This is a genomic window from Kluyvera sp. 1366 (assembly GCF_054823405.1).
In genome coordinates, this window is sequence record NZ_JBTRDW010000006.1 from 370,687 (window position 1) to 392,210 (window position 21,524).

General features: G+C 54.2%; 17 protein-coding genes. 9 read left to right on the top strand and 8 right to left on the bottom strand.

Annotated elements, in window-relative coordinates; all coding sequences use genetic code 11:
* From pyrD to ACVLVH_RS16005, 4 genes are all read right to left on the bottom strand, one after another.
* On the bottom strand, window positions 1-1,011 hold the full coding sequence (gene pyrD, locus ACVLVH_RS15990; RefSeq protein ID WP_210080565.1) for a quinone-dependent dihydroorotate dehydrogenase: 1,011 nt from the start codon (window positions 1,009-1,011) through the stop codon (window positions 1-3).
* A 119-nt stretch (window positions 1,012-1,130) separates the two neighbouring features.
* Window positions 1,131-2,132, bottom strand: coding sequence for a glycosyltransferase family 2 protein (locus ACVLVH_RS15995; protein ID WP_225614528.1), 1,002 nt, complete (start codon window positions 2,130-2,132; stop codon window positions 1,131-1,133).
* A gap of 2 nt (window positions 2,133-2,134) precedes the next feature.
* The gene (locus ACVLVH_RS16000) at window positions 2,135-3,652 is read right to left on the bottom strand and encodes a lipopolysaccharide biosynthesis protein (RefSeq protein ID WP_498949716.1); all 1,518 of its coding nucleotides are present in this window, start codon (window positions 3,650-3,652) and stop codon (window positions 2,135-2,137) included.
* A gap of 97 nt (window positions 3,653-3,749) precedes the next feature.
* Window positions 3,750-4,577 (bottom strand): hypothetical protein, encoded by an 828-nt coding sequence (locus ACVLVH_RS16005; protein WP_498949717.1) that lies wholly within the window; start codon window positions 4,575-4,577, stop codon window positions 3,750-3,752.
* Window positions 4,578-5,332: 755 nt separating this feature from the next.
* Here ACVLVH_RS16005 and ssuE point away from each other — a divergent pair.
* From ssuE to ssuB, 5 genes are read left to right on the top strand one after another with little or no spacing between them, the layout of a single operon-like run.
* Window positions 5,333-5,884: an NADPH-dependent FMN reductase gene (ssuE, locus tag ACVLVH_RS16010; RefSeq protein ID WP_101760936.1), complete on the top strand. Its 552-nt coding sequence runs from the start codon at window positions 5,333-5,335 to the stop codon at window positions 5,882-5,884.
* Window positions 5,885-5,894: 10 nt separating this feature from the next.
* On the top strand, window positions 5,895-6,863 hold the full coding sequence (locus ACVLVH_RS16015) for a sulfonate ABC transporter substrate-binding protein (RefSeq protein ID WP_137385505.1): 969 nt from the start codon (window positions 5,895-5,897) through the stop codon (window positions 6,861-6,863).
* Window positions 6,864-6,865: 2 nt separating this feature from the next.
* Window positions 6,866-8,011 (top strand): FMNH2-dependent alkanesulfonate monooxygenase, encoded by a 1,146-nt coding sequence (ssuD, locus tag ACVLVH_RS16020; protein ID WP_192413844.1) that lies wholly within the window; start codon window positions 6,866-6,868, stop codon window positions 8,009-8,011.
* A gap of 11 nt (window positions 8,012-8,022) precedes the next feature.
* Window positions 8,023-8,811, top strand: a complete 789-nt coding sequence (gene ssuC, locus ACVLVH_RS16025) for an aliphatic sulfonate ABC transporter permease SsuC (RefSeq protein WP_101760938.1) — start codon at window positions 8,023-8,025, stop codon at window positions 8,809-8,811.
* Window positions 8,808-9,599 (top strand): aliphatic sulfonates ABC transporter ATP-binding protein, encoded by a 792-nt coding sequence (gene ssuB, locus ACVLVH_RS16030; RefSeq protein ID WP_101760939.1) that lies wholly within the window; start codon window positions 8,808-8,810, stop codon window positions 9,597-9,599. The genes ssuC and ssuB overlap by 4 nt, the downstream gene beginning before the upstream one ends.
* 79 nt (window positions 9,600-9,678) lie before the next feature.
* Here ssuB and pepN read toward each other — a convergent pair whose 3' ends face one another.
* Complete coding sequence (gene pepN, locus ACVLVH_RS16035) at window positions 9,679-12,294, bottom strand: aminopeptidase N (RefSeq protein ID WP_277974710.1); 2,616 nt, start codon at window positions 12,292-12,294, stop codon at window positions 9,679-9,681.
* A gap of 253 nt (window positions 12,295-12,547) precedes the next feature.
* On the opposite strand from pepN, the gene pncB reads away from it, so the two are divergent.
* The 4 genes from pncB to ACVLVH_RS16055 all read left to right on the top strand — a co-directional run bounded on the left by pncB (window position 12,548) and on the right by ACVLVH_RS16055 (window position 18,102).
* Complete coding sequence (gene pncB, locus ACVLVH_RS16040) at window positions 12,548-13,753, top strand: nicotinate phosphoribosyltransferase (RefSeq protein WP_192413980.1); 1,206 nt, start codon at window positions 12,548-12,550, stop codon at window positions 13,751-13,753.
* 152 nt (window positions 13,754-13,905) lie between these two features.
* Window positions 13,906-15,306, top strand: coding sequence for an asparagine--tRNA ligase (gene asnS / locus ACVLVH_RS16045; RefSeq protein ID WP_309835295.1), 1,401 nt, complete (start codon window positions 13,906-13,908; stop codon window positions 15,304-15,306).
* A gap of 299 nt (window positions 15,307-15,605) precedes the next feature.
* Window positions 15,606-16,712, top strand: coding sequence for a porin OmpC (ompC, locus tag ACVLVH_RS16050; RefSeq protein ID WP_110865853.1), 1,107 nt, complete (start codon window positions 15,606-15,608; stop codon window positions 16,710-16,712).
* Window positions 16,713-16,911: 199 nt separating this feature from the next.
* Window positions 16,912-18,102, top strand: a complete 1,191-nt coding sequence (locus ACVLVH_RS16055) for an amino acid aminotransferase (protein ID WP_498949718.1) — start codon at window positions 16,912-16,914, stop codon at window positions 18,100-18,102.
* A 45-nt stretch (window positions 18,103-18,147) separates the two neighbouring features.
* Here ACVLVH_RS16055 and ACVLVH_RS16060 read toward each other — a convergent pair whose 3' ends face one another.
* The 3 genes from ACVLVH_RS16060 to ldtD all read right to left on the bottom strand — a co-directional run bounded on the left by ACVLVH_RS16060 (window position 18,148) and on the right by ldtD (window position 21,385).
* Window positions 18,148-18,780, bottom strand: a complete 633-nt coding sequence (locus tag ACVLVH_RS16060) for an MBL fold metallo-hydrolase (RefSeq protein ID WP_192413850.1) — start codon at window positions 18,778-18,780, stop codon at window positions 18,148-18,150.
* Window positions 18,781-18,816: 36 nt separating this feature from the next.
* On the bottom strand, window positions 18,817-19,368 hold the full coding sequence (mepK, locus tag ACVLVH_RS16065; protein ID WP_101760946.1) for a peptidoglycan L,D-endopeptidase MepK: 552 nt from the start codon (window positions 19,366-19,368) through the stop codon (window positions 18,817-18,819).
* A gap of 187 nt (window positions 19,369-19,555) precedes the next feature.
* A complete protein-coding gene (gene ldtD / locus ACVLVH_RS16070) occupies window positions 19,556-21,385 on the bottom strand; it encodes a L,D-transpeptidase (protein ID WP_101760947.1) in 1,830 nt (609 codons plus the stop codon).
* Between the last annotated feature and the right edge of the window lie 139 nt (window positions 21,386-21,524).

Consider the following 21,524-nt stretch of genomic DNA (forward strand, 5'->3'; position numbering starts at 1 on the left):
TTAGAGGTGGGTCACGATATCTTTAATTAAGCCCGGGCCTTTATAAATAAATCCAGAGTATATCTGCACTAATGTTGCGCCCGCGGTAATTTTCTCACGCGCAGAAACCAGCGAATCAATACCACCGACGCCGATAATAGGTAAGCGGCCCTGCAGCTCTTGCGCCAGGCGGCGAATCACTTCGGTGCTGCGTGACTGCACCGGACGACCACTTAATCCGCCCATTTCTTCGGCATATTTAAGGCCGGTCACCAGCGAACGATCAAGCGTGGTATTGGTGGCAATCACACCATCAATATTGTGACGCACCAAACTGTCGGCAACCTGGATCAATTCTTCTTCAGTCAGATCCGGCGCGATCTTTACCGCCACCGGCACATATTTAAGGTGCCTTGCCTGGAGTTCTTGCTGTTTTAATTTGATGGCAGAAAGAAGATCGTCCAGCGCTTCGCCATATTGCAACGTGCGTAATCCTGGCGTGTTGGGTGACGAAATATTGATGGCGATATAACCGGCGTGGGCATATACCTTTTCCATGCAGATCAGATAATCGTCTTTGCCTTTCTCGACCGGCGTATCTTTATTTTTGCCAATATTGATGCCGAGAATGCCTTTAAAGCGCGACTTTTTAACGTTGGCAATCAGATGATCAACGCCGAGATTATTAAACCCCATGCGGTTAATAATCCCTTCGGCAGGCACTAAGCGGAACATACGCGGTTTATCATTTCCCGGTTGCGCCAGCGGCGTTACCGTTCCCACTTCGACAAAACCAAAGCCCATCGCGCCGAAGGCATCAATGCACTCGGCATTCTTATCGAGACCGGCCGCTAAGCCGAGCGCGTTCGGGAAGGTTAATCCCATGCAGGTTACCGGACGTGATGGCAGCGACTGGCGAATCAGCCCTTCCAGCGGGGTGCCGCTAATAAAACGCAGTTGTTGAAAGGTGAGTTCGTGCGCACGCTCAGGATCAAGCTTAAACAGCGCTGGCCGGACGATAGGATATAACATGCACTCTCCTCAATGACGGAAACCAGGGAAGTCGGGGTGCACGGGAAAATGTGCGCCAGAATGGTAAGGTGCGCTGGCGCAAAAGTAAATTGTTCTACTGCATCACAATTTGATCGTTATCAGCGTCGTGCAGAATAGCGGCCAAGCTGTTCGCGACACGCCTGCAAGCCACTGTAAATCGTCGGGCAATACCACATTAGCTTCAGACGCGCGCTATGCTGCAACACATTGCGCACCAGCTGATTCACCTGCGGTTGCCAATCCGTTGGGATCACCATGTGATTTTTGCGCATCTGCGCCAGGCAGCTGTGCATCACCGTTTGGTAATAGCTATCCAGCAACGCCGCATCCACCGGCAGTTGCCGATCGCGCAGGAACTGTTCGCTGCTTTCACGCGCAATAAAGTAATTTTTCACATAGGAAAAATCGCGCGTACTTTGCGACAGCGACGTCAGCATAAAGCGTTTGTAGTAGTAGCTTTGGCTGGTGCAATAAATGTTACGCGCCTGCAGATAGAGCGCAAACATGTAAGGCGCATCTTCATGGTTTTGAATCGGCAGAAACTGCAGCGCCAGTTGATCAATCAAGCGACGCGAAATGATGCTGCTCCACACGACGCGATGCGCCGACTGATGCTGCATCAGCGTACGTAAACTGGTGCTGCCGCCGGGCAGCAATCCACTGACATGACGCTGGTGAATGGTTTGATAGTGGCGCTGCGCGGCAGGCACATCAAAAAACATTTTCGCGCCAAAGCAGAACAGATCGATATCTTCATGGCGCGCCTGCACGCGACGGAAGTCGGCGAACAAATCGGTGGAGACAAAATCATCCGCATCCATGAAGTAAACAAAATCACCGGTTGCGACAGAGAGCCCTTTCATACGCGCGGCGCTGACGCCGCCGCGCTCACCGCTCAGCAGGATCACCTGCGGATGCTGGGCCGCAAACGCCGTGAGCCAGGCTACGCTGCTGTCACTGGAACCATCGTCGATAACAATGATCTGTTCCGGCGGCGATGACTGACGCAGCAATGAACCCATCGCTTCTGGCAGCCAGGGCGCGCAATTCCAGTTCGGTATGATGACCGAAACCGTAGGGATACGGTGAGATGACATCATGCTCATCCTCTTTCCTCAACGTTAAACAACGGAATTCTGAGACGCTTCAACACCACACTGTGCAGCAGACAGCAGACGCCGAGATTGAACGCGCCAATCAAGCCAAGCCACAGCAGGTTGAGCCAGCGATTTTGGTTCCACTCGATCGGCAGCAAGGTGCTCAGCCAGGCGACGACGGCAGAAACCGCCCAAATCAGCATCACGTCGCGGGTTAACCAGGTGAAATGAATGCCCGGCGCAAAGCGGCGATGCACCAGCCACGCCCAGCCCACCAGATAGAAGATGTTCTGGCCCAGCCACAGCCAACCGGTGCCCAGTGCGCCGTAGTGAATGGCACACCAGATGTTGAGCGGCACCAGCAGCACGGCAAAGCAGGTGAAGCCTTTCATGTGCAGCTTGAGGTTGCCGTTGATGTATTGCAGGTGATAGAGCAAACCGCAGATCGCCTGAATGCCACTGCCTAATGCGTACAGGCTAAGGACAAATGACATCTCATCAACAATCTGACTTTTCTGCGTCCACGCCCACAGCAGCGGGCCGGCGTAACAGGCGATGGTGATACTGAGCGGCGCCATAAAGATCGCCACCGCCTGCGTGGTGTAGCGGTAAAGTTTCAAGGACTCCGCATCGCCCTCTTTGCGGGTTTTCATGCCGGTCATGCGTGGCACGATAGCCTGCATGATCGGGCTGCTGAGCAGTAGAATGCCAGTTGCGGCAGTCGCCACCACGGTAAACGAACCGTATTCGCTCAGCGGCAGCGTCTTGGAGAGCACCAGTCGGTCAATTTGCGAAATAAAGGTCCACACCGCACTGGAAAATGCCGCGCTGAGCGCAAAACGAATAAAAGGTTTCAGCACCTCTTTCAGATCGCCGCGCTTCTCTTTGCGCGCCGCTTTGGGGATCAGCTGACAGGATTTGTAGATACAGCAGGCCGCTTCGGCAATCGACACCAGCAACTGCCAGACAAAGAACGCCAATACCGCATTAGAGAAGAATTGAATCACCAGCACCGCGCCAAAGGTGCGCAAGGTGGTGATAATCAGGTTGACGCCGTTCAGCCACACCTGATGTTCGAAGCCCACAATCACGCTGCGATACGGACTGGTGCGCCAGCGTATCGCCGCAGTGATCACCATAATCGCCACGGCAATCACCACATCGCCCGCCGGAAGATGACGCGCATCCAGCCAGTGCGTGGCAATCCACGGCGTCGCCAGCCAACCCAACACCACCAGCACAATCGTGGAGAACAAGAAGAATTTGGTCAGCGTGGCAAACAGCGCCGGGAACCAGACAAATTCCTCCTGATTAGCACGATAGCGCGCCGCTTCCCGCATCAAGGTGGTCGAAACACCGGCATCGAGTAATTGCAGCCAGGTTAATAAGATCGAAAAGAAGCCCACTAAACCGTAGGCTTCCATACCTAAGTGTTGAATATAAAGTGGTACAACCAAAATACCTGACAGCGTCAGATAGATTTGACCAACATAGTTGGCAATCGCGTTACGTTTTATAGACATAGGTGTTTTGGCATCTGGGGATTATCTCAGTGGCCTTAAGCGTGACATAAAAGTATTCACGCGCACACCGGAGTTATTCTTAAAATTAACGTTGGTGCTAAGCGCCCAGCTTTTTTCTCATTTTCATCATGGAGAAATAGATGTCAGGTTGTTTCAACATGATTTTTTCCATTGCACCTTTGGCCGGGAAGTTTTCCGCAAAGTAGGTTAATGCATGGCGGGTATTATCTGAGAATTTATCGGCACCACTTAACTCGTGCTGGACTAATTGTAATAAGCCGCTGCGTAAATAACTTTCCCGATAGCGGTTTCGCTCCGGAATATAGTGTGACAATCGCGTGAGTTTTTCATAATCGGTAATAAATTGCTGATAGGTTAAGCGCGGCGAGGCTTCTACCTGAGTGGTCAGCGACGCTTCACTGGCGTAATCGAGCACCCACGCCGTTTGCGTATGCAGTAATCCGGCCAGCATCACATCCTGAATACGCGTCAGCGGCCCACCCGCGCGGGCCAGTCCAGCACGCAAGATCACCACAAAGCCGCCCTGCTGCCACCAGCGCTGCGCATGCAGTTGCTGAAACAGCTGCAGAGAAGAGTGTAAACCGTTCGCCAGCTCGCGCTTCGCCAGTGAGACCACAAAACAGTTTAGCTCGGGACGCTGGTCACTGAGCTTTGCCACGTCCTGCAGCAGGTTGGCCGGCAAGGCGCTGCGTTCCGCGCTGAACAGCAGGAAATCATCTTCAGCCGGCGTGCTGTGCGGAAAGGTCGGCAGCAATGAAGAGGTGAGATGCGATCCCGCAGCATCGGGTTGCAGCCAGTAACATACCAGCTCCTCTGCAGCGTTAGGCGAGGGTGAGATGCGATTGAAGGTGGCAGGCGCGACCCGCTGCTCAGTTAAATCCTGAGCAAATGAAGAACTACCCATATATATCTCCCTAAAAATAAATTGGTTTGCCGCAACGGCAGTTCACGCCACAAAACGCGGGCGTAAATAAATAAGTGAAATATCGTTATCGTGTTCTAGCGGAAATTAGCTCAACCGATTATAAACAGGCCTGGAATTGTAATTCCAACCGCGATTAGCATTAACATGTAACTTACGAAATTAATTGTTCAGCGCAGCTGCATGAAGTGTGATGTTGATCGGCGAAAATTTGCATGACTTGTAACAAGGGGATTGAATAGTGCGTATTTTATTAACCTTTATTCGCGTTTAGACATAAATTTCGTGAAATAAAAACCACGGTAAATTAGGAAATAAACAACTGTTGCTCAGTTTTATCCGATTCATGAGGGAGTGAATAGTGGAGAATTGTTTATCTTTTTCCATAACTTTCAATACCAAGCACTGCATGCAATCGGTAACTGCGCGGTCTGTATAAATATATTTCTCTGGTTACTACTCTGTTTTACCCATGCATCACGCCCTTTAATCATTAACGTCATTCACTGAGGCCGCAGGATTTATATAACTGCACCCTTGCAGCCTCGCTTTTCAGATTATACCTAAGCGCCTGAAACCTGCGTTTTCATCCCCTCTTTATATGCTACTGGCTATCCCATTTTGCGACTTAGGATTACCAGATAAATCATTTAAGCCTCGCTGCCTGCTCTGACAGTATTGAGCACATCAGTTCTGAATATCAGATAATCAATAACTTTCAGTTATAAGGAGTGACCATGCGGGTTATTACGCTGGCGGGCAGCCCTCGCTTCCCTTCACGCTCTACTGCGCTGCTGAGCCTGTGCCAGCACGCGCTGGAAGCACGCGGTGTCGAAGTGATTCCATGGAATATTCACAACTTCCAGCCTGAAGATTTGCTCTATGCACGCTTCGATTCTCCCGCATTGGCCGCGTTGAAAGCCGATTTGGCGCTGGCGGATGGCGTAATTGTCGCCACGCCTATATATAAGGCTTCGTTTTCCGGCGCACTGAAAACCCTGCTGGATCTACTGCCCGAGCGCGCGCTGGAACACAAAGTGGTGTTGCCACTGGCCAGCGGCGGCAGCGCTTCACATCTGCTGGCGGTGGATTACGCGCTGAAGCCGGTACTCAACGCGCTAAAGGCACAGGAAGTGTTGCACGGCGTGTTCGCCACTGACGGCCAGGTTACCGATTACGACCGCCAGCCGCTGCTCGATCCGCTGCTGTCGCAACGCATTGATGAAGCGCTGGATACCTTCTGGCACGCGCTACATCGTCGCCACCCACCTTACGCACAAGCGGTATAAAGGAAGAGAGATGAAAAGGATATTGACGGGTTTACTCATGCCAGCCGTCGCGGCGCTGCTCACCTTGAGCGTGAGCGCACAGGCCGCCGACGCACCAGAACAGTTGCGCATCGGTTACCAGAAAGGTTCGGTGAGCATGGTATTGGCGAAAACCCACAAGCTGCTGGAGCAGCGCTTCCCGCACACCAATATAAAGTGGGTGGAATTCCCGGCGGGCCCGCAGATGCTCGAGGCGCTTAACGTCGATAGCATCGATTTGGGCAGCACCGGCGACATCCCGCCGCTGTTTGCGCAGGCCGCAGGTGCCGATCTGCTGTATGTCGGCTCGGAGCCACCCAAGCCGCAAGCCGAAGTGATTTTAGTGCCGAAAGACAGCCCGATTCACAGCGTGGCCGAACTGAAAGGCCATAAAGTGGCGTTCCAGAAAGGCTCCAGCTCGCACAACCTGCTGCTGCGTGCGCTGGAACAGGCCGGGCTGAGTTTTAAAGATATCCAGCCAACCTATCTGACGCCTGCCGATGCGCGCGCCGCGTTTCAGCAAGGTGATGTTGATGCCTGGGCAATTTGGGATCCTTATTACTCTGCCGCGCTGCTGCAAGGCAACGTGCGCGTGCTGGCCGACGGCAGCAAACTCAATCAAACCGGCTCCTTCTATTTAGCCACGCGCAAATACACCGAGGCGAACGGCGCCTTTGTGCAGCAGGTCCTGAATACCTTCAGCGAAGCCGATGCGTTAACGCGCAGCCAGCGCGACCAGAGTATCGATCTGCTGGCGAATGCGATGGGCTTACCGAAACCGGTGATTGCCAGCTATCTCGACCATCGTCCACCGACCACCATTACGCCGGTCAGCGCCCATACCGCGCAGGCCCAACAGCAAACGGCCGATCTGTTTTATGCCAATCATCTGATGCCGGTAAAAGTGAATATTGCTGACCGCATCTGGCATCCACAATCCGCCCAGCCTAAAGGAAATTAATCATGAGCGTATCCGTATTTTGGTTTCTCCCGACGCACGGCGATGGTCACTATCTCGGCACCGCGGAAGGTTCGCGCCCGGTTGATCATGGTTATCTGCAACAGATTGCGCAGGCAGCGGATCGCCTTGGCTTCGGCGGCGTGCTGATCCCCACCGGTCGCTCCTGTGAAGATGCCTGGCTGGTGGCGGCGTCATTGATTCCGGTTACGCAGCGTCTGCGTTTCCTCGTCGCACTGCGTCCGGGCGTGATTTCACCGACGCAGGCGGCGCGTCAGGCCGCCACGCTGGATCGTCTGTCGAATGGTCGCGCGCTGTTTAATCTGGTCACCGGCGGCGATCCGGAAGAGTTAGCCGGCGATGGCGTGTTCCTCGATCACCGTGAGCGCTATGAAGAGTCCGCTGAGTTTACCCGCGTCTGGCGGCGGGTGAGCGAAGGCGAAACCGTCGATTACGAAGGCAAGCATGTGAAGGTGCGCGGTGCGCGTCTGATGTTTAAAGCGGTGCAGGAACCGCGTCCGCCGCTGTGGTTTGGCGGATCATCAGATGCCGCGCAGGATCTGGCCGCTGAACAGGTCGATGTCTATCTCACCTGGGGCGAACCGCCGGCGTTAGTTAAAGAGAAGATTGAGCAAGTGCGCGCCAAAGCGGTGGCACAAGGCCGCACCGTGCGCTTCGGGATTCGTCTGCACGTGATTGTGCGCGAAACCAATGAAGAAGCGTGGCAAGCGGCGGATCGCCTGATTGCCCATCTCGACGATGCCACCATTGCCAAAGCGCAGGCCGCGTTTGCGCGCACCGATTCGGTGGGCCAGCAGCGTATGGCCGCACTGCACGGTGGACGTCGCGACAAGCTGGAGATCAGCCCGAATCTGTGGGCCGGTGTCGGCCTGGTGCGCGGCGGCGCAGGCACCGCGTTAGTGGGCGATGGCCCAACCGTGGCGGCGCGCATGCAGGAGTATCAGGATCTCGGCATCGAGACCTTTATTCTCTCCGGCTATCCGCATCTGGAAGAGGCTTATCGCGTAGGTGAGTTGCTGTTCCCGCACCTCGATTTGGCGATTCCGGAAGTGCCGAAGCCGCGCGTGGTGCAAGCGCACGGTGAAGCGGTGGCCAACGATTTCACGCCGCAAAAAGTGTCGCAGAGCTAAAGGAGCAGATGATGGCGAACGTTAAAACCAGGCTGACCAATGCTGTATTGCCGTGGGTGTTGCCGGTGGTGCTGATTGCGCTGTGGCAACTGGCATCGCAAGTGGGTTGGCTGTCGACGCGCATTTTGCCGTCGCCGGAAAACATCCTCATCACCTTCTGGAAGCTGACGGTGAGCGGAGAACTGTGGCAAAACCTGGCGATCAGCAGCTGGCGTGCCGCCATCGGTTTCTCTATTGGTGGCTCGATTGGTTTGATTCTGGGTTTGATTACCGGCACCTCGCGCGTCGGCGAACGCTTGCTGGATACCTCGGTGCAGATGCTGCGTAACGTGCCGCATCTGGCGCTGATTCCGCTGGTGATTTTATGGTTCGGCATCGACGAATCCGCCAAGATTTTCCTCGTGGCGCTGGGCACGCTGTTCCCGATTTACCTGAATACTTATCACGGCATTCGTAATATTGATCGGGGTTTGGTCGAGATGGCGCGCAGCTACGGCTTGTCTGGCTGGAGCCTGTTCATTCAGGTGATTCTGCCTGGTGCGCTGCCTTCGATTATGGTTGGCGTACGTTTTGCCCTTGGCCTGATGTGGCTGACGCTGATTGTCGCCGAAACCATTTCCGCTAACTCTGGCATTGGTTATCTGGCGATGAACGCCCGTGAATTCCTGCAAACCGACGTGGTGGTGGTGGCCATCATTCTCTATGCCCTGCTCGGCAAACTCGCCGACGTCGCGGCACAACTGCTGGAGCGCGTCTGGCTGCGCTGGCATCCGGCCTACCAAGTGAAGGAGAACGCATGAGCAACGCAACCCTAAATCCGGCGCGCTTAAATCGCGGTACGCCGGTTGGTGTGAATGGCGTCAGCAAGCAATATGGCGATCGCACCATCCTGAATAATATCGATCTGCATATTCCCTCTGGGCAGTTCGTCGCCGTGGTCGGCCGTAGCGGCTGCGGGAAAAGTACCTTGCTGCGCCTGCTGGCGGGTCTGGAATCCACCACGCGCGGGGCGTTGCTGGCGGGCAATGCGCCGTTATCCGAGGCACGCGAAGATACGCGTTTGATGTTCCAGGATTCACGCTTACTGCCGTGGAAAAAGGTGATTGATAACGTAGGGCTGGGACTGAAAGGCCGCGAATGGCGCGCCGCCGCGCTGGAAGCACTCGAAGCCGTGGGATTGGCGGATCGTGCCAACGAGTGGCCTGCCGCGTTGTCTGGCGGGCAGAAACAGCGCGTGGCGCTGGCGCGTGCGCTGATTCACCGCCCAGGTTTGCTGCTGCTCGATGAACCGCTCGGGGCGCTGGATGCGTTGACGCGTATCGAAATGCAGGGATTGATTGAGTCGCTGTGGCAGCAGCATAACTTCACCGTGCTGCTGGTGACGCACGATGTCAGCGAAGCGGTAGCTATTGCCGATCGCGTATTGTTGATTGAGGAAGGCCAGATTGGCCTGGATTTGATCGTCGATTTACCGCGCCCACGCCGTCGCGGATCGGCACGTCTGGCAGAGCTGGAAGCGGAAGTGCTGGATCGGGTGATGAAGCGCGGCTCGTCAGAGCAGCCGTTGAAGTTTGCGCAGCAGAGTTAATTGAAGACGCGCGATAAATCGCGCCGCTACGGATGTGTGCATTTATTCGTAGCGGCGCAATTTATTGCGCATGGTTTTCTTACGCGTTTAACGCCTTGGTGATTTTCTCATACAGATCGCCCGACAGCTTATCCAGCCCTTGCAACGTTTCCAGCGCTTTACGCATCAGCGCCTGACGATCGGCATCGTAGCGTTTCAGGCGAATCAGCGGCTCAATCATGCGTGCAGCCACTTGCGGGTTGCGCGTGTTGAGATCGGTCAACATCTCCACCAGGAACTGATAACCGCTGCCATCTTTAGCGTGGAACGCCGCGGGATTACCAGACGCGAACGCACCAATCAGTGAACGGATGCGGTTCGGGTTGCCCATGGTGAACGAACGGTGATTCAGCAGCTCACGCACGTTGCTCAGCACGTCCGCCGCTGGGCTGGTGGCTTGCAGCACAAACCATTTATCCATCACCAGACCATCCTGATGCCAGCGCTCATCATAGGCCGCCAGCAGCGTATCGCGACATGGCAGGTTCGCCGCCACCGCGGCAGACAGCGCCGCTAACGCATCGGTCATGTTGTTTGCCTGCTGATATTGCGCCTGCACCAGCTTGTCCGCCTGTGCCGCATCGGCGAAGGCCAGATAACCGAGGCAGACATTTTTCAGCGTGCGCTTGCCAATCTCCGCGTGCTCAATTTTGTATTCGCTGCTTTGGTTGGCCAGATAGAGCGCAAAGAATTCGTCACTCAGCTCTTTAGCCAGCGTACGCACCAGCGCATCGCGCACCGCTGAGATCGCCAGCGGATCGATGACATCAAACAGCTCGGCGATTTCATTCTCAGACGGCAGCGAGAGAATCAACGCTTTCAGCGCCGGATCGCCCTGCTCATCCAGCAGCACCGCGCGGAACGCATCTGCCACATGCAGCGGCAGCGATAGCGGCTGGCCCTGCTGATGACGTGCGACGTTGAGGCGAATGTAGGTTGCCAGCAGGCTTTGCGCCGCATCCCAGCGCGCAAAGTCATTACGCGCGTGGCGCATCAGGAAGGTGAGTTGCGCATCGCTCCATTTGTAGTCGAGCTTCACGGGCGCAGAGAATTCACGCAGCAGCGATGGCACCGGCTGGAAGTAAACGTTATCGAAAATAAAGGTCTGGAACTCTTCGGTGACGTTCAGCACGTGATGCAACGGATGACCGTTATGCTGCAGCGGGATCACCTTGCCTTCGTTATCGTACAGTTCGATATCCAGCGGAATGTGCAGCGGCAGCTTCTCTTTCTGCTCGGCGGTGGCCGGCGTGCGCTGGGTGACGTGCAGCGTGTACTGTTCCAGCTCTGGATTGTAGTCATCGCGCACCGTCAGGATTGGCGTGCCCGCCTGGCTGTACCAGCGGCGGAACTGCGACAGATCGACGTTCGAGGCATCTTCCATCGCCTGCACGAAATCATCGCAGGTGGCGGCGCTGCCATCGTGACGCTCGAAATAGAGTTGCATGCCTTTCTGGAAATTCTCTTCGCCCAGCAAGGTGTGCATCATGCGGATCACTTCTGACCCTTTCTCATACACCGTTAAAGTGTAGAAGTTGTTCATTTCGATCACCTGATCCGGACGGATCGGATGCGCCATTGGGCTGGCGTCTTCCGCGAACTGCGCACCGCGCATCACACGTACGTTATCGATACGGTTCACCGCGCGCGAACCGAGATCGGAGCTGAACTCCTGATCACGGAATACTGTCAGCCCCTCTTTCAGGCTGAGCTGGAACCAGTCGCGGCAGGTCACGCGGTTGCCGGTCCAGTTGTGGAAATATTCGTGACCGATCACCGCTTCAATGCCGAGGTAATCTTTGTCGGTGGCAGTTTCGGCTTTCGCCAGCACATATTTGGAGTTGAAGACGTTAAGGCCTTTGTTCTCCATCGCCCCCATATTGAAGAAATCCACCGCGACGATCATAAAGATGTCGAGGTCGTACTCAAGGTTAAAGCGCTCTTCATCCCACTTCATGCTGGCTTTCAGCGAGGTCATCGCCCAATCAGCACGATCAAGGTTGCCGCGATCGACAAAGATCTCCAGCGCCACATCGCGGCCTGAACGCGTGGTAAAGCTATCACGTAATACGTCGAAATCACCCGCCACCAGCGCAAACAGGTAGCACGGTTTCGGGAACGGATCTTGCCACTTCACCCAATGGCGGCCATCTTCATGGCGACCGCTCTCCAGCTTGTTGCCGTTGGAGAGTAAATAAGGATAACGCGCGGCATCGGCAATAATGGTGGTGGTGAAGCGCGCCAGCACGTCTGGGCGATCGAGATACCACGTAATATGGCGGAAACCTTCGGCTTCACATTGGGTACAAAGCGCATCGCCGGATTGGTATAACCCTTCCAGCGCGGTGTTTTTATCCGGATGAATGTCATTAATGATGGTCAGAGTGAAGTTGTCCGGCAACTGGTTGATGAACAACGCGCCCTCTTCTTCGCGGTAATGCGGCCACGGATTGCCATCCACCGCCAGCGATACCAGCGTGAGGTCTTCGCCATCCAGACGCAGTTCCGCATCGGTAGCGCCCAAACGCTTCACCTGACTGACCGCCGTGACACGCGTCGAAGCCGCATCCAGATCAAAAGTCAGGTCGATATCGGTAATGGTGTAGTCCGGCGCACGGTAATCGTGGCGATATTTAATTTGCGGCTGTTGCGTCATGAGTCCTTCTCGCATCGTTAAATCGTTAATATGTTGACCCGTCAAAGTCTAAGCGGGTTGTGCCTCTGTTGCCACGGTCAATGCGTGCGTTCGTTGAAAAGGCTACAATTCATTAACAATGGCACAAATGACCCTCGACCTGCCACCCGCAATTATGGTGTGATCGCGGTCATTACTGTTTTATACTCCTGCGTCTTTATGACTTTGTTGAACACCGGGCTCTGCTCCGCGGAAGAGGATGCTGAAACGCACCATGACTGGACATGCTTCCCCGATTTTGACCACGCTGCTTGATACCGATGCGTATAAGCTTCACATGCAGCAGGCCGTCTATCATCGCTATTATGATGTCCCGGTTACGGCGGAATTTCGCTGCCGTGGCGACGAACTGCTCGGTATTTATGCGGACGAGATCCGCGCACAAATTGAAACCCTGCAAACGCTCGCCCTGAGCGACGATGAGTATCACTACCTCAGCGGGCTGCCTTTCTTCCAACGCGATTACCTTAACTGGCTGCGCCAGTTCCGCCTCGATCCCTCACAAGTCAACGTGCGTAACAACAACGGCCATCTGACGATTCAGATCAGCGGGCCGTGGCGTGAAGTGATTTTGTGGGAAGTGCCGTTGCTGGCGCTGATCAGTGAAGTGGTGCATCGCCACCGCACGCCGCAGATGGGTGTGGAGCAGGCGGTTGCGCACTTGCAGCATAAGCTTACGAATTTCCGTCAGCAGGTCGGCGATTGGGATATGTCACGCTTCCAGCTGATGGATTTCGGCACGCGTCGCCGCTACTCCAAAGCGGTGCAGGAAGCGATTGTCGCTACGCTTAAAGCGGAGTTTCCGTGGCTGGTGGGCACCAGCAACTACGATTTGGCGCGCCGCCTGCAGCTTAATCCGGTGGGTACGCAAGCGCATGAATGGTTCCAGGCACACCAGCAAATCAGCCCGGTATTGGCGAACAGCCAACGTGCGGCGCTGCAATCCTGGCTGGATGAGTATGACGATCAGTTAGGTATTGCTTTAACCGACTGCATCACCATGGATGCTTTCCTGCGCGACTTTGGCCCGGGCTTTGCGCATCGTTATCAAGGCCTGCGCCATGACTCCGGCGATCCGCTGGAATGGGGTGAAAAAGCCATTGCGCACTATCAGCGGCTGGATATCGATCCTAAAAGCAAAACGCTGGTGTTCTCGGATAACCTCAATCTGGACAAAGCGCTGGCGCTCTATCGGCACTTCGGCCAACGTGCCAACGTGGTGTTCGGTATCGGAACACGCTTGTCCTGCGATATTCCGGGCGTTACGCCGCTGAATATCGTGATCAAACTGGTGAGCTGCAATGGCAAACCGGTGGCAAAACTCTCCGACAGCCCCGGCAAAACCATTTGCCAGGATAAAGCCTTCGTGCGCGCCTTGCGCAAAGCCTTCGATCTACCGCTGGTCAAAAGAGCCAGCTGATTCTTATAGCAGGGCGCTTGCGCCCTGCTCTCACGCAACAAATCTCCTGTTTACCCGGCAATTTTGCTTGTTTCCTGTGGGCTCGCAAGTAACATAGCAAAACCCTGAAAAAGGGCTTTTATCCACCTTCTTTTATATATAGAGAGAACTTTATGAGCGTTGTGCCTGTAGCGGATGTACTGCACGGCCGTGTCGCGGTTGACAGTGAAGTCACCGTACGTGGTTGGGTGCGTACCCGAAGAGATTCCAAAGCTGGTCTTTCCTTTATCGCCGTTTACGACGGTTCCTGCTTTAATCCCGTTCAGGCCGTCGTCAATAATTCTCTGAATAATTATCAGGATGAAGTGCTGCGTCTGACCACCGGCTGCTCGGTAATCATTACCGGTAAAGTGGTCGAATCGCCGGGCGAAGGCCAGGCTTTCGAGCTGCAGGCGACTAACGTCGAAGTTACCGGCTGGGTTGACGATCCGGATACCTATCCGATGGCGGCGAAACGTCACAGTATCGAATACCTGCGAGAAGTGGCGCATCTGCGTCCACGTACCAACCTGGTGGGCGCTGTGGCGCGCGTGCGTCATACGCTGGCGCAGGCGCTGCATCGCTTCTTCCACGAAAACGGCTATTTCTGGGTTTCTACTCCGCTGATCACCGCTTCGGATACCGAAGGTGCCGGCGAGATGTTCCGCGTTTCGACGCTGGACCTGGAAAACCTGCCGCGCGATCCGCAGGGCAAAATCGATTTCGATAAAGACTTCTTCGGTAAAGAAGCGTTCCTGACCGTATCGGGTCAGCTCAACGCCGAAACTTACGCCTGTGCGCTGTCTAAGGTGTATACATTTGGACCGACTTTCCGCGCCGAAAACTCCAACACCAGCCGTCACCTGGCGGAATTCTGGATGCTGGAGCCGGAAGTGGCGTTCGCGACGCTGGATGATGCGGCCGCATTGGCAGAATCCATGCTGAAATATGTGTTCCAGGCTGTGCTGAACGAGCGCGCCGACGACATGGCGTTCTTTGCTGAGCGTGTAGACAAGGATGCGGTTGCGCGTCTGGAGCGTTTCGTACAGACCGACTTTGCTCAGGTGGATTACACCGATGCGGTTGATATTCTGCTGAAAAGCGGCCAGAGCTTTGAGAACCCGGTTTCCTGGGGCGTGGATCTCTCATCCGAACACGAGCGTTATCTCGCAGAGCAGCACTTCAAAGCGCCGGTGGTAGTGAAAAACTACCCGAAAGACATCAAAGCCTTCTATATGCGCATGAACGAAGATGGCAAAACCGTAGCGGCGATGGATGTTCTCGCGCCGGGCATCGGCGAAATCATCGGGGGTTCACAGCGTGAAGAGCGTCTGGATGTGCTGGATGCACGTCTGGCAGAAATGGGACTCAATAAAGAAGATTATTGGTGGTATCGTGACCTGCGCCGTTACGGCACCGTGCCACATGCCGGCTTTGGATTAGGTTTCGAACGATTAATCGCCTATGTCACCGGCGTACAAAATGTAAGGGATGTTATCCCCTTCCCACGTACTCCTCGCAACGCGAATTTCTAAATTTAGCGATTAATTATAAGTAATTCATATATATAAAGAGGTCGGCCTAGCCGGCCTTTTTTTATTTTTGTAAATTTAGAGTTCTCTCACAAAGTTCCCGAATTTTTACAAATTGTCATACAATTTTTCCTTTTGATACTTAATTGCGAGATTTGAATCATCTTCGGGCTAGAATTAGCAACCCTGTGATGGAAAGATGCGTGCAGACACAGGAGACATCAAACTTCTTTCAAGGTTCTGTAAAGATTTCTTGGCAGCAGTGGCAGATGTCCAAATAACTCCAATGAGGGTAATAAAAAATGATGAAGCGCAACATTCTTGCAGTGGTTATCCCTGCTCTGTTAGCTGCCGGCGCAGCAAACGCAGCAGAAATCTATAATAAAGACGGCAACAAGCTGGACCTGTACGGTAAAGTCGATGCACGTCACTCTTTCTCTGATAACGCTAGCGATGATGGCGACAAAACTTATGTTCGCTTCGGTTTCAAAGGTGAAACTCAGATCACTGACCAACTGACCGGTTACGGCCAGTGGGAATACAACATTCAGGCTAACAACACCGAAGGCGGCGACGCTCAGGATGGCAACAAAACCCGTCTGGGCTTTGCAGGTCTGAAATTTGGTGATGCAGGTTCATTCGACTACGGTCGTAACTACGGCGTTATTTATGACGCAATGTCCTACACTGACCAATTGCCAGTATTCGGTGACGATACTCTGTATCAAGACAACGACAACTTCATGATTGGTCGTTCAAGCGGTCTGGCGACTTACCGTAACAGCAACTTCTTCGGTCTGGTCCAAGGTCTGAGCTTCGCAGCGCAGTACCAGGGCAAAAACGAAGGTTCTCGTGATCCACTGGCTCAGAACGGTGACGGCTGGGGTACTTCTGTAGCGTATGACACCGGTATGGGTGTTAGCGCAGTAGGTTCTTACTTCTCTTCTGACCGTACTAACGCTCAGATTGCAGATGGTAACGGCGACAAAGCTGACGCATACGGTTTCGGTCTGAAATATGACGCGAACAACGTATACCTAGCAGCATTCTACGGTGAATCACGTAACACCACTGCTTACGGTAGCACCGCTCGTCAGGTTGCTAACAAAACTCAGAACTTCGAAGTGGTTGCACAGTACCAGTTCGACTTCGGTCTGCGTCCATCCATCGCTTACCTGCAGTCTAAAGGCAAGCAGCTGAATGGTAACACCGCTAACGGTGCAACCTTCGCGGGTGGCGATGCTGACCTGGTTAAATACATCGAAGTGGGTACCTACTACTACTTCAACAAAAACATGTCTACCTATGTTGACTACAAAATCAACCTGCTGGATGACAACGATTACACCCGCGCTCAGGGCGTGAGCACCGACGACGTAGTTGGCGTTGGCCTGGTTTACCAGTTCTAATCAACCGATTAGCATTGCGTAATACCTAAAAACGGAGCCCTTGGGCTCCGTTTTGCATTTCAGTGATCGGCTTCGCAATTAGCTTTTCTACTTTATCTCACCGACATATTTCTTTTTTATATCAGCGGTTGGCAAGCGTGCCGACTGACGTTAACCTGATAGCTCATTTCGCTAAAGTTCACCCAAACGGAACTGACTCATGTTTGAATCGATCTCTGCCGCACCCGCCGATCCTATTCTGGGACTGGCTGACCTTTTTCGTGCCGATGACCGGCCGAATAAAATCAATCTTGGCATTGGTGTTTATAAAGATGAAACCGGTAAAACGCCGGTCCTCACCAGTGTTAAAAAAGCTGAGCAGTATTTGCTGGAAAATGAAACCACCAAGAACTACCTGAGCATTGATGGTCTGGCGGATTTCGCACGATGCACGCAGGAGTTGCTGTTCGGCAAAGAGAGCGCGCTGATTTCTGCGGGTCGCGCATGTACCGCACAAACGCCAGGCGGCACCGGCGCCCTGCGCGTAGCGGCAGATTTTCTGGCAAACCAGACCAGCGTCAAGCGCGTTTGGGTGAGCAACCCAAGCTGGCCGAACCATAACAATGTCTTCAACGCTGCTGGCCTTGAAGTGTGTGATTACGATTATTACGATGCCGCAAGCCACAGCCTGGATTTCGACGCCATGGTGGCATCGCTGCAGGAAGCCAAAGCAGGCGATGTAGTGCTGTTCCACGGCTGCTGCCACAACCCAACTGGCGTTGATCCGTCTGCAGAGCAATGGCAACATCTGGCGCAACTGTCGCTAGAGAAAGGATGGTTGCCGCTGTTTGATTTCGCCTATCAGGGCTTTGCTCGCGGTCTGGATGAAGATGCGCAAGGGCTGCGTATTTTTGCCGCTTCACATCAGGAACTGATTGTTGCCAGCTCTTACTCGAAGAACTTCGGTTTGTATAATGAGCGTGTAGGTGCATTAACGCTGGTTGCAGCGAGCAGCGACGTGGCGAAAACTGCGTTTAGCCAGGTGAAATACACCATTCGCGCCAACTACTCTAACCCGCCGTCACACGGCGCGGCGGTCGTCGCCACCATCCTCAGCAATGACGCGCTGCGCACCATCTGGATTCAGGAGCTGGCCGATATGCGTCAGCGCATCCAGCGCATGCGTCAGCTGTTTGTGAACACACTGGCGGAGAAAGGCGCTAATCAAGACTTTAGCTTCATCATCAAGCAGAACGGCATGTTCTCATTCAGCGGCCTGACCAAAGATCAGGTAGTGCGCCTGCGTGAGGAGTTTGGCGTGTATGCGGTGAACTCGGGTCGCGTTAACGTGGCAGGCATGACGCCAGATAATATGTCGGCGCTGTGTGAGGCGATTGTCGCAGTTTTATAAATCAGGCGGTAAATAACGACAAATGGGCCAAAAGGGCCCATTTTTTTATTCTTGCAGGAACGGATTGCTGATGCGTTCGCGGCCTAGCGTTGAGATAGGCCCGTGACCCGGCACGAAAGTCACATCATCGCCTAGCGGCAACAGCTTGGTTTCAATCGCATCGATCAGGTCGCTGTGGCTGCCCTGCGGGAAATCGGTGCGTCCAACGCCACCGTTGAAAATCACATCTCCCGAAATCAGAAGACGCCCAACGCGATCGAAGAACACAATATGTCCCGGCGTATGGCCCGGACAAAGCAGCACTTCCAGCGTGACATTGCCAACCTGCACAGTTTCACCCTCTTCCAGCCAGCGATCGGGCGTGAGCGGCGCGCACTCGGGCAAACCGAACATGCGGCTTTGTGTGGGCAGATTATCTAACCAGAAAGCATCGAGCGGATGCGGACCGACAATGGGCACCTGATAATGTGCCGCTAGCTCGGCAGCGGCACCAACATGATCAAGATGTCCATGCGTGAGCAGGATCTGAGATGGCGATAAACCACGTTCTGCCAGCACGGCTTTGATGGTTTCCGCATCGCCGCCGGGATCGACCAGTGCGGCTTGTTGGGTTTCGTCATCCCATATAACTGAACAGTTTTGGGAAAAAGCCGTAACCGGAATAATTTGGTAGTTCATAGCGCTCCATGACCGACACACGCAGCGCTGCCGGTATCAGGACCAGTGCCTTGCGGGCCCGGTATCTATGTGTACGAAGTTGCTGCGCGGGTAATATCCTACACCACCGGCGCGCATAGATAACGCCGCTTTGCGAACATTGCTCAACGAAATTCCCTCAATGTGGAAATCCATCGCTTGTCCTTTAGTGTGATAGCTTTTTTTCGCCACGCCCGGGCCCGATTCACGCAGCATGGTGTTGGTGGCTAAGGTGCGGTAACCCGAGATCAACTGCACCGGCTTACGCGTATCCAGCAATGTTTGCAGGCGGTAAAGCTGGTCAAAAAGATGGGGATCGATGGTCTTCACCTGATTGGCGCGGTAATCACGGAAGAAGTGATTTAAGCGGGCTAACTCATCCTTGTCATAACGCTTACCGTTAAAAAACTCTGTTTTAAGGGTTTCACCGGTGTGAAGGTTACTAAGCGTCAATACTCGTGGGCGGGCGGTGGAAAGCGAAGCCAGAGCGGAGCCAGGAAGCAGTGATAATCCTGCTGCTGCGCCTCCAATCAAGAGTAATCGACGACGTTGAGAATCAATATTAGCCATGAAGCGAGGTTACCTAATCTAAAGCGGATAAAATATGTGCGAAAAGTACACAAGGCCGAACATTAACGTCCGCCTAAGACTCAGTCAACCCAGAATATGTTGCAGAAGACCAAAACCAGCTCAAAATCAAATTTTCGAGACTGGTCTTGGTTAAATTCATGTGAAGAGAAAACAGCCAAATCAATTACTAGAGTAACAACTGACCGGCTTTGTGCAGTACCTGACTACCGGAACGGGCGGGATTATCATAATTGTAAATATCTGTACGATATTGCGGCTGGCCGTCATCTGCGACCCATGCGGTTAAATAGTAAAGGTTCACAGGAATACGATGGCGAATCGGCACGTAACGGGTATTTCCCTCTTTCAAGGTGTCTGAGATACGGCCGTCGTTCCAGCCCACATCCTGCAACAGCAGATCGGCCAGTTCTGAGGCTTTATTCACGCGCACACAGCCCGAACTGAGCGCACGAATATCGCGCTGGAACAGGTTATGGTTCGGCGTATCGTGCAGATAAATCGCATCCGAACTCGGCATGTTGAATTTGTAGCGACCCAGTGAGTTGGTTGCGCCCGGCGCCTGTCGAATGCGATACGGGAAGCTCGCGGCCGACACCATACGCCAGTCAATCATCGAAGGATCGATCACTTCCGCATCCGCACTCCAGCCCGACAACAGCGTATAACCGTGCTTATACAGATAAGTCGGATCCTGTTTCACCTTCGGCACAATATCCTGGCGCACCAGCGTGGTTGGCACGTTCCACGGTGGATTGAGCACCACATTATTCAGCGCGCTACGCATCAGCGGCGTTTTGCGGTCAGGACGACCCACAATCACGCGTGATGACAAAATGGTGGCGCCGTTGTTGTAGTAGGTCAGCGAATAGTTGGGAATGTTCACCATGATGCCGTTATGCATATCATCCGGCAGCAGACGCAGGCGCTGTATGTTGAGCGCCAGCAGCGAAGCACGCATCTGCGGCGGCACATTCAGCCATTCACGGGTACGTGGACCAATCGCGCCGTCATCGGCCAATCCCTGCCAGTGCTGGAAGCGTTTAACGCCCTCCACCAGCGCAGCGTCATACACGTTGGGTCCGGTTGCTGTAGGATTGGCAGCCACATTATTGGCCACTTCAGGCGTCGCAGCGAGTGCCGGAGCCGCATCAATATCATCAAAGTTTGCCGCAGACGGGCTCACCGCCACCGGCTGATTGCTTTGGCTCACCGGAACCGGCGCAGTTGGCACCGCGTCTTCCGCCGGCGTTGGCGTAGTACTATGGCTGGCGGTCAACATGCCGGTGCGTTGCAGAATCTCACGCAGCGCAGGCACATCATTACTGATCTGCCCTGGGCGTAGCGTAACGGTATCACGCAGCTGTGGCCACGGGCGATCGTCGGTGAGTAGCGTTTTCAGCGCATTATGCATCGGCGCATATTGCGGATGCTGCGGTTGCAACGAGACCACAAAAGTCCGGCTGCCGCCGCCGTTCACCGCATTTTGCCATTGATTGATGGCCGCCAGAGATGGCATGGTCAGCTTGTAAGGCACATTGCTGTAGAGCCAGGTTTCGCCCTGTGTCGGCACATTGGCAACAAACTGCAGATAGCCAAGCATCGCATCACTGAGCACGATGTCGCGCGCCAGGCCTTTGATGTTCGGATTGGTCAGACGCTCAACCCAGCGGGTGAATTGCGGCTGCACGCCAGAGAGCGCCACTTCCGCCAATTGCTGCTGGAAAGCCTGCACCGCTTGCGGGTCTTGCCATAGCGGAGCCATATCGCGCGACGCATAAATACCGGCTAAACCGGGCAAATAGAAAGGTTGTTCAGTGGCGCTGAACGCCTGCTGAATCTGCTGCTGGCTGGCAGCAACCGACATCGAACTGTGGTGCGTTGAATTGGGTAGCGTGGAGGTGATGGCCGCATGGCTCACAGCCAGCGGCGATAGTACCAGTGACAAACCGAGTGCTACTGCAGCACGACTCATTTTGCTCTTATTGTTTAGCAACATCCCTGCCCCCTTCTCACCAATGACATAGCGCCCTGTGATCGCCATGTACAGCCATACTCATAATGTTGAGTATACGAATAAAAAACGGCATCTGCCTCTCAGTGCAGATGCCGCATACAGATTAAACGTAGTGCTGTTT